Raw genomic sequence first — 8,160 nt, 5'->3', positions numbered from 1 at the left:
CACGGTGGCCTTGGCCCCGTATTCGGCCGACAGGCGCGGCAGCCGCACCAGGGGGGTGTCGCCGATGGTGTCGATGATCGAGTCATAGACCTTGCCCCGACCCGTCTTGAGGTGGCGCGAGGCGTCATAGGAGGTGTCGGTCATGGCGAAGTCTCCGGAGGTCCGTGGCTCGACAACAGATAAGGGCGCGAGGCGGGCCACAAGAGGGGCGACGGCGAATTCTTCTGCGCAGCAGCCCAGATACGTTCGCAGCCCGGTCTCGCCACGCCGGACCAGGACCATGGCTCTGTTTAGATATTCTATTCGACCGTGAAGGCCATTTCGTGCGGCCCATCTCCGCTTCCCGGGTAACGATGCCCCGACTGGACAAGGGGATGAGAGACATGGCCATTCGAAAACGACGATACCGACAGGGGCTCGCGGCGGGTGTCGCCACCGCCACGATTGCAGAAATTCTCATTGTTTCACCGGCCTTCGCCACAACGGACGAGCCGGCGCCGGAACCGCCCGTCCAGCAGGCGAGCCAACCGAGTTTCGCCCAGCTCGGCGATATCGTCGTCACCGCCCGCCGGCGCGAGGAACGCGCCCAGGATGTGCCGATCGCCCTGACCGTCATCGGCGGCGAGCAGCTGGACAAGACCAACACCTACAACGTCGGCCAGCTGACCCAGTCGGCGCCCAGCGTGCAACTGCTGTCGTCCAACCCCAGAAACACCGCCATCACCATCCGCGGCATCGGCGCCAGCTACGGCCTGGCCAATGACGGGCTGGAACAGGGCGTCGGCATCTATGTCGATCAGGTCTATTACGCCCGCCCGGCCACGGCGACGCTGGACTTTGTCGATCTGGACCAGATCGAAATCCTGCGCGGGCCCCAAGGGACGCTGTTCGGCAAGAACACCACCGCCGGCGCCCTGAACATCACCACCCGCAATGCCTCGTTCACGCCTTCGGGCACGGCCGAGGTCTCCGTCGGAAGCCTTGGCTTCGTCCAGGCCAAGGCCACCGTCACCGGGCCGATCGTCGACGATGTCCTGGCCGGGCGGCTGTCGCTCGTCTCGACGCGACGCGACGGCACGCTGGACAACGTCCGCATCGGCCGCGACCAGAACGATCAGCACAGCTTCGCCCTGCGCGGCCAGTTGCTCTGGACCCCGACCGAAAAGCTGACCGTCCGCGCCTATGGCGACTGGAATCGCCAGCTCCTGGAATGCTGCACCCAGGTCTTCGTCACCGCCGGGGCGACGCTGAAACCTCTCGCCCAGCAGTACGCCGCCCTCGCCGCCGGACGCGGCTATGCGGTCCCCAGCACCAATCCCTACGACCGGCTGGTCGACGTCGATGGCGACATCCAGGCGGACCAGTGGCAGGCGGGCGGGTCGCTGATCGTCGACTACGACTTCGGCGACCTGCTGTTCACCTCCATCAGCGCCTATCGCGAGTGGGACTGGGAGCCGGCCAACGACCGCGACTACATCGGCCTGGACATCGTGCGCCAGTCGGCCAACCCGTCGCACCAGGATCAGACCAGCCAGGAGTTCCGTCTGTCGTCGGTGGGGAACAACCGTATCGACTGGGTCGGCGGCCTCTACTACTTCAACCAGACCGTCGCGACCGACGGCGTCACCGAATGGGGCCGGGACGCCGCTTACTGGCTGCTGGCGGCCGGCACGCCCGACGCCCTGCTGGATGGCTACAAGGCCTTCAACGTCTCCTCGATCGAGACCACCAGCTACGCCGTTTTCGGACAGGCGACCTGGAACGTCACCGACCGTCTGAAGGTGACCCCGGGCCTGCGCTATACCCACGAGGAGAAGACGGGCCAGTACGAGCTGACGGTCGAGGGCGGTCTGGTCACCACTGACGCGACGCTGATCAGCCGTCGGCTGGGCATCGCCCGCCCACAGTTCTACCAGGCCGAAATCTCGGACGGCAGCCTGTCGGGCCAGGTCGCGGTCTCCTACGAGCTCGCGCCCGACATCCTCACCTATGTCAGCTACGCCAGAGGGTTCAAGTCAGGCGGCATCAACATGGCCGGCCTGCCGACCACGGCCGCGGGCCTGCCCGCCCTGACCGCCGCCGAGGTCCGGCCGGAAGCCGTCACGACCTGGGAGCTGGGCCTCAAGACCCAGTTCTTCGATCGCCGCATCACGGCCAACCTGGCCGCCTATTCCACCGAGATCGAGGACTTTCAGGCCAACGTCGTGGACGCCGGACCGGGCGCGCTGCGCGGCTATCTGGCCAACGTCGAACTTGTGGAGATCAAAGGCGTCGAGCTGGACCTCAACGCCCGCCCGACCGAGGCCATCGACCTCTACGCCAACGTCGCCTGGACCGATGGGGAATATACGTCGTTCAAGAACGGCCCCTGCCCGCTGGAGCTGGTCGGGACCTCGACCGCCGCCTGCGACCTCAGCGGCAAGGACCTGCCGGGCGTCTCGCCCTGGGCCTTTGCCGTCGGCGGCGAAGTCCACGGCCCGGGCAGGGTCCTGGGCCTGAACGGAGAGGTCTTCGCCGGCGCCGACGTCAGCTACCGCTCGACCTACAACTCCGACGCCGCCGTGTCGCGATACACCGAGATCGAGGGGTACGGCCTGCTGAACCTGCGCGCCGGCTTCCGCTCCGACGCCGGCTGGGACGCCTTCGTCTGGGTCAAGAACGCGCTGGACGAGGACTACCTCCAGTTCGTCAGCGTCCAGACCGGCAACTCGGGCCTCGTCATCGGCAACCCCGGCGACGAACGCACGGTCGGCTTCACCCTGCGGGCGACCTATTGAGACCCGTCGATCACCCCACGAACAGGCCCGGCTTCACCACCCGTTAACCACGATCGCCGCAAAGGTTAACGGGTGGAAACCCTGGTCAAAGCCGTCGAAGTGATCGACCCCCTGGTCGTGACCGGCAAGGTCGCCGGGGTCAGCGGCCTGCTGATCGAGGCGCGCGGTGGGCTGTCGCGACTGGCCGTCGGGGCCCGGGCCGAGATCGAGCGGCGCGGCGCCGCCGCCCTGCCCGCCGAGGTCGTCGGTTTCCGCGATTCAAAGGCCCTGCTGATGCCCTTCGGCCCGGTCGAGGGGGTGGCGCCGGGCGCCGACATCCGCATCATCGGTCAGCGCGCCTCGGTCCGGCCGACCACCGCCTGGCTCGGCCGGATCATCGACGCCTTCGGCAATCCCATAGACGGCAAGGGGCCGTTGCCGCAGGGACCGGCCCCCTACCCCCTGCGCGCCTCGCCGCCCCCCGCCCATTCGCGCGGCCGGGTGGGCGAGCGGCTGGATCTCGGCGTGCGCGCCATGGACGTCTTCACCACCACCTGCCGGGGCCAGCGGCTAGGCATCTTCGCCGGGTCGGGCGTAGGCAAGTCGGTGCTCCTGTCCATGCTGGCCAAACAGGCGACCTGCGACGTGGTCGTGGTTGGCCTGATCGGCGAGCGGGGCCGGGAGGTCCGCGAGTTCATCGAAGAGACCCTGGGCGAAGAGGGTCTGCGCCGCGCCGTCGTCGTCGTGGCGACGTCGGACGAGCCGGCGCTGAAGCGGCGCCAGTCCGCCTATATGACCCTGGCCATCGCCGAGTATTTCCGGGATCAGGATCTGGAGGTGCTGTGCCTGATGGACAGCGTCACCCGCTTCGCCATGGCCCAGCGCGAGATCGGTCTGGCGGCGGGCGAGCCCCCGACCACCAAGGGATACACCCCCACCGTCTTCACCGAACTGCCCAAGCTGCTTGAGCGCGCCGGGCCGGGGCCCGTGCGTCCGGACGGCACGACAGCCGGACCGATCACCGCCCTGTTCACCGTGCTGGTGGACGGCGGCGACCATGACGAGCCCATCGCCGACGCCGTGCGCGGTATTCTCGACGGCCACATCGTCATGGACCGCAAGATCGCCGAGCGTGGCCGCTTCCCGGCCATCGACGTGCTGAAATCTGTCAGCCGCACCCTGCCCGGCTGCCAGACCCCGCCCGAGCGGGAACTGAACAAGCGCGCCCGCCAGTCGCTCAGCGCCTATGCCGACATGGAGGAATTGATCCGTATCGGCGCCTATCGCGCCGGCGCCGACCCCATTGTCGACCGCGCCATCGCCCTCAACCCCGCCCTCGAGGGCTTTCTGAGCCAGGACAAGGACGACGCCACGCGGTTGGCGGACTCGTTCGACCGGCTGGAGGGGATCTTGAACCAGGGGATGGTGGGCGGATGAGGGGCGAGGTTTCAGGGTCGAGGTTCGAGGGCTGAACATGGAGGTCCGTTCGTATCGTGACCTCATGGTCTGGAAGAAATCCATGGACCTGGCCGCTGCTGTCTATCGGCTGACACGGCAGATGCCCAAACACGAGGAATACCGGATCACTTCACAGATGGTCCGCGCTTCCACCTCTATCCCGGCCAATATCGCGGAGGGTCACGGTCGGGGCACCCGCAAAGACTATGCCCATTTTGTCAGCATCGCGCGGGGCTCCCTGTTCGAGCTCGAAACCTTCGTCCTGCTCGTACAGCACCTGAAGATCGTCGATGAGGCGAAATGCGGAAACATCCTCGACCAGGCAGACGAGGTCAGTCGCATGCTGACCGCCCTTCGTGCTCGCCTCGTCCCTCGAACCTGAAACCTCGAACCTTCGCTTAACCCTTACCACGGCATTGTCCTCTCATGACCAGCTGGGCCCACTCCCTGATCCGCATCTCGAACTATGAGGTGGAGACGTTGCAGAAGCGTCTGGCCGAGATCGCCGCCCGTCGCGCCGGCGCCGAGATGCGGCTGGCCGTGCTGGACGCTGAGGCCGAGGGCGAGCGGGATCGCGCCCGCGCCGACGCCTCCGCAGCCATGATGCTGGGCGCCTATCTGAACGGCTGGAAGGCGCGCAAGGGCGCGGCCGAGGCCGACCTGATCACCCTCGACGCCGAGGAAGAGGGCGCCCGCGACGCCCTGACCGGCGCCTTCGAGGAGCTCAAGAAGTTCGAACATGTCGCCGAGACCACCCGCCTGAACCAGCTGATCGCCCGCGCCAAGCGCGAGACCGCCGCCTTCGATGAAATGGCGTTGCGGCGTCGGTCGGCTTAAATTTTCCTTCTCCCCTTGTGGGAGAAGGTGGCTCGCGGAGCGAGACGGATGAGGGGTATGGTTCCGCCTCGCGATCTTACCGGCTCAGAGCGCGCCTGATGACACGCCCCCTCATCCGACAGGCAGAGCCTGTCCTGCGGCCGATCGAAGATCGGACCGTGGGGCCGGCCACCTTCTCCCACAAGGGGAGAAGGGCATGAATCGCCGCGCCCTCCTCGCCGCCCCTCTGGCCCTGGGCGCCCTGTCGGCCTGCGATCGCTTCGCCACGGCTCAGCCTGCGCCGCCGTCGGTTCCGCCGCTGAAGTCCGTCGCCCCCTTCCCCATCGGCTCGGCCGTCATGTCGGGTCAGCTCGACGACCCGGCCTGGGTCGCCCTGGCCCGTCAGCAGGTGAATCAGCTGACGCCCGAGTGGGAGATGAAGATGGAGTACATCCTCCAGTCTCCCGGCCGGATGACCTTCGATGCACCCGACCGCATCGCCGACGTCTGCGCCGCCGAGGGGGTGCGCCTGCATGGCCACGCCCTGATCTGGTATTCGCAAGGCGAACAGGCCTTCGCCGGACTGGATGGACGCGCCTTTGCCGCCGCCTTCGACCGCTACATCGCCGAGGTCGCCGGTCGCTATCGCGGCAAGCTGGTCAGCTGGGACGTGGTCAACGAACCGATCGCCGAGGATGGCAACGGCCTGCGCGACAGCCACTGGTCGCGGGCGCTTGGAGACGACGGCTATATGATCCGCGCCTTTGAACAGGCAAGGCTAGCCGATCCGGACGCGGTGCTTTTCCTCAACGACTACAATCTCGAGAACAATCCGGCGAAGGGCGCGACCTTCCTGCGCACGGTCGAGCGGCTGCTGAAGGCCGGGGCGCCCATCGGCGGCCTGGGCACCCAGTCCCACCTCGATATCGAGATCCCGGCCGGACAGATCACCACCCTGATCCGCGAACTGGGCGCGTTCGGCCTGCCGGTCCACGTCTCGGAGCTGGACGCCTCCTTGCGCCGTGAGCGGCGCGGCGACTTCCGCTCACGCGTCCAGCGGCTGGAACAGCAGCAGGCCCGGGTCGTCGAACTGGCCGAGGCCTTCATGAGCCTGCCCGCCCGCCAGCGCTTCGCCTTCACCGCTTGGGGGCTGAGAGACAGCGACAGCTGGCTGCGCCGCGACGGTCGCGACGACGGCAAGGACCAGCCCCTGCTGTTCGACGATGCAGGCCAGGCCAAACCCCTGACGGCCGCCGTGGCCGGGGTGTTCGGGCGGGGCTAGACCGCCCGCAAAATCTTCTCCATCGGCCGCCCCCTGGCCAGTTCTTCGATCAGCTTGTCGAGATAGCGAACCTCGCGCATCAGCGGATCTTCGATGTTCTCGATGCGGACGCCGCAGATGACGCCCGTGATCGTCTCCCGCGCCGGGTTGAGTTTCGGCGCCCGAGCGAAGAAGGTCTCGAAGTTGGTCCCGTCGGCCAGCAGGGCCTCGAACGCCCCGGCGCTGTAGCCGGTCAGCCAGAGGATGATCTCATCCACCTCCGCCTTCGTCCGCCCCTTCTTCTCCGCCTTGGCGACATAGTGGGGGTAAACGCTGGCGACGCTGGTGGTGTAAATGCGGTGGCCGGCCATGGTCGTTTTCCTCTACTCCCTCTTTCGAAGGCTCGCTCCGTCAGACGGCAATCCCAACCTAGATTGTGCCGACTGTGCGGCTGCTACAGACCTTCCTTCGAGCCGGGCCTGAGGAAACTCATCATACCGAGGACCGCGATTGCGTACACGGACCCGTAGCTGGTCGTGAACAGCAGGGCGTAGCGATCACCGGCACCCAGCGCCTGCATCACTTCCCCTTGGAGCCGCAGCGTCGATCGCGAGACCATCGCCGACCAGAAACACCGCGGCCCATGGCAGAAGCCACGGCTTGAAGGAGACCCGCCAACAAGCGCGCCCCCTAATTTCGTTGGCCACGCAAAGCATGCCGAAGACCAGCGAAAGCCCGTCTAGCGGCCAGCTATTCGAAAGCCGATGCCAGCCCTGCAGGAAGATGAATAACAGCATGGCGGTAATCGCAGCGAAGGCGAAGCCCGGCTGTTGTCGTCCGACGCGCGCCGCTGTGAGCACGCCTAGCCCGAAGGCTGCGAGACACACCAGCCCGCTCCAGGGCTGGCTGAAAAGGACGGCATCCTTGCGAGGAGTGAACGCTGCGAAAGCGCTGGTCAGAGAGCAAACGGAGATCGCCACGAGCGCGATGAAAGACCCAGCCTTGACGGCCTTCCCCGAAACACTCTGCTGGCTCCTAGTCTGAGACGAGGCTGACTTCGACATTCGAGCTCCCGACGTCCGCGCTGAACGCAAAACGCCCGCCGGTTTCCCGACGGGCGTCTGATTTCTGGTCGTTCCTTCCCTGAAGCGCTTAAGCGGCGACGGATTGGGCGCCTTCCGACGGGTCGCGCAGGACATAGCCCCGGCCCCAGACGGTTTCGATGTAGTGCTTGCCGCCGGCGGCCGTGGCCAGCTTCTTGCGCAGCTTGCAGATGAAGACGTCGATGATCTTCAGCTCGGGCTCGTCCATGCCGCCGTACAGGTGGTTCAGGAACATTTCCTTGGTCAGAGTGGTGCCCTTGCGGAGCGAGAGCAGCTCCAGCATCTGGTATTCCTTGCCCGTCAGGTGGACGCGGTGACCGTTCACCTCAACCGTCTTGCCGTCCAGATTCACGGCGATCTCGCCGGTGTGGATGATGGCCTGGGCGTGACCCTTTGAGCGACGGACCACGGCGTGGGTGCGCGCGATCAGCTCGTCCTTGGGGAAGGGCTTGGTCAGATAGTCGTCGGCGCCGCCGCCGAAGGTCTTGACCTTGGTTTCGATCTCGTGGCTGCCCGACAAGATCATCACCGGGGTGTTGACCTTGCCGACGCGAAGCTGACGCAGCACTTCAAGGCCGCTCATGTCCGGCAGGTTCAGGTCAAGCAGAATGAGGTCGTAGTCATAGATCTTGCCGAGATCGATGCCTTCCTCGCCGAGGTCCGTCGTGTAGACGTTGAAGCCCTCGGACTTGAGCATCAGTTCGATGCTCTGGGCCGTCGCGTGATCGTCTTCAATAAGCAGAACGCGCATTCGTGCCCCTCCAAG

The 8,160-nt window shown here is 66.3% G+C and carries 8 protein-coding genes and 1 pseudogene; 5 read left to right on the top strand and 4 right to left on the bottom strand.

Annotation, left to right across the window (positions count from 1 at the left end):
* Nucleotides 1–144: pseudogene (locus tag ACT6QK_RS07865) on the bottom strand (cysteine synthase A); the annotation flags it as partial.
* Between the two features lie 239 nt (nucleotides 145–383).
* On the opposite strand from ACT6QK_RS07865, the gene ACT6QK_RS07860 reads away from it, so the two are divergent.
* From ACT6QK_RS07860 to ACT6QK_RS07840, 5 genes are all read left to right on the top strand, one after another.
* Entirely contained in the window at nucleotides 384–2,777 is a 2,394-nt protein-coding gene (locus ACT6QK_RS07860; RefSeq protein WP_444597271.1) for a TonB-dependent receptor, read from the top strand.
* A gap of 72 nt (nucleotides 2,778–2,849) precedes the next feature.
* Nucleotides 2,850–4,193, top strand: a complete 1,344-nt coding sequence (fliI, locus tag ACT6QK_RS07855) for a flagellar protein export ATPase FliI (protein ID WP_444597270.1) — start codon at nucleotides 2,850–2,852, stop codon at nucleotides 4,191–4,193.
* Nucleotides 4,194–4,230: 37 nt separating this feature from the next.
* A complete protein-coding gene (locus tag ACT6QK_RS07850; protein WP_444597269.1) occupies nucleotides 4,231–4,596 on the top strand; it encodes a four helix bundle protein in 366 nt (121 codons plus the stop codon).
* Between the two features lie 44 nt (nucleotides 4,597–4,640).
* The gene (locus tag ACT6QK_RS07845; RefSeq protein ID WP_444597268.1) at nucleotides 4,641–5,051 is read left to right on the top strand and encodes a flagellar FliJ family protein; all 411 of its coding nucleotides are present in this window, start codon (nucleotides 4,641–4,643) and stop codon (nucleotides 5,049–5,051) included.
* A gap of 196 nt (nucleotides 5,052–5,247) precedes the next feature.
* Nucleotides 5,248–6,312 carry an endo-1,4-beta-xylanase gene (locus ACT6QK_RS07840; RefSeq protein ID WP_444597267.1) on the top strand — a complete coding sequence of 355 codons (1,065 nt, stop codon included), beginning with the start codon at nucleotides 5,248–5,250 and terminating at the stop codon, nucleotides 6,310–6,312.
* On the opposite strand, the gene ACT6QK_RS07835 is transcribed toward ACT6QK_RS07840, so the two are convergent.
* The 3 genes from ACT6QK_RS07835 to ctrA form a co-directional block, all read right to left on the bottom strand.
* Nucleotides 6,309–6,662 carry a DUF2200 domain-containing protein gene (locus tag ACT6QK_RS07835; RefSeq protein WP_444597266.1) on the bottom strand — a complete coding sequence of 118 codons (354 nt, stop codon included), beginning with the start codon at nucleotides 6,660–6,662 and terminating at the stop codon, nucleotides 6,309–6,311. The two genes, ACT6QK_RS07840 and ACT6QK_RS07835, sit on opposite strands and share 4 nt — an antisense overlap.
* Before the next feature lie 186 nt (nucleotides 6,663–6,848).
* A complete protein-coding gene (locus tag ACT6QK_RS07830; RefSeq protein ID WP_444597265.1) occupies nucleotides 6,849–7,355 on the bottom strand; it encodes a hypothetical protein in 507 nt (168 codons plus the stop codon).
* Nucleotides 7,356–7,443: 88 nt separating this feature from the next.
* A complete protein-coding gene (gene ctrA, locus ACT6QK_RS07825; protein ID WP_444597264.1) occupies nucleotides 7,444–8,145 on the bottom strand; it encodes a response regulator transcription factor CtrA in 702 nt (233 codons plus the stop codon).
* Nucleotides 8,146–8,160: the final 15 nt, after the last annotated feature.

Origin of the sequence: Brevundimonas sp. (assembly GCF_052436175.1) — a bacterium.
In the GTDB taxonomy this organism is placed as follows: Bacteria; Pseudomonadota; Alphaproteobacteria; order Caulobacterales; family Caulobacteraceae; genus Brevundimonas.
This window is presented reverse-complemented; position numbering and strand designations above follow the sequence as displayed.

What these genes read in the sequence shown, in the direction of transcription:
- ACT6QK_RS07830 (WP_444597265.1), bottom strand. Translation starts at nt 7,355, where the DNA reads ATGTCGAAGTCAGCCTCGTCTCAGACTAGGAGCCAGCAGAGTGTTTCG.
- ACT6QK_RS07840 (WP_444597267.1), top strand. Translation starts at nt 5,248, where the DNA reads ATGAATCGCCGCGCCCTCCTCGCCGCCCCTCTGGCCCTGGGCGCCCTG.
- ACT6QK_RS07845 (WP_444597268.1), top strand. Translation starts at nt 4,641, where the DNA reads ATGACCAGCTGGGCCCACTCCCTGATCCGCATCTCGAACTATGAGGTG.
- ACT6QK_RS07850 (WP_444597269.1), top strand. Translation starts at nt 4,231, where the DNA reads ATGGAGGTCCGTTCGTATCGTGACCTCATGGTCTGGAAGAAATCCATG.
- ACT6QK_RS07860 (WP_444597271.1), top strand. Translation starts at nt 384, where the DNA reads ATGGCCATTCGAAAACGACGATACCGACAGGGGCTCGCGGCGGGTGTC.
- ctrA (WP_444597264.1), bottom strand. Translation starts at nt 8,145, where the DNA reads ATGCGCGTTCTGCTTATTGAAGACGATCACGCGACGGCCCAGAGCATC.
- ACT6QK_RS07835 (WP_444597266.1), bottom strand. Translation starts at nt 6,662, where the DNA reads ATGGCCGGCCACCGCATTTACACCACCAGCGTCGCCAGCGTTTACCCC.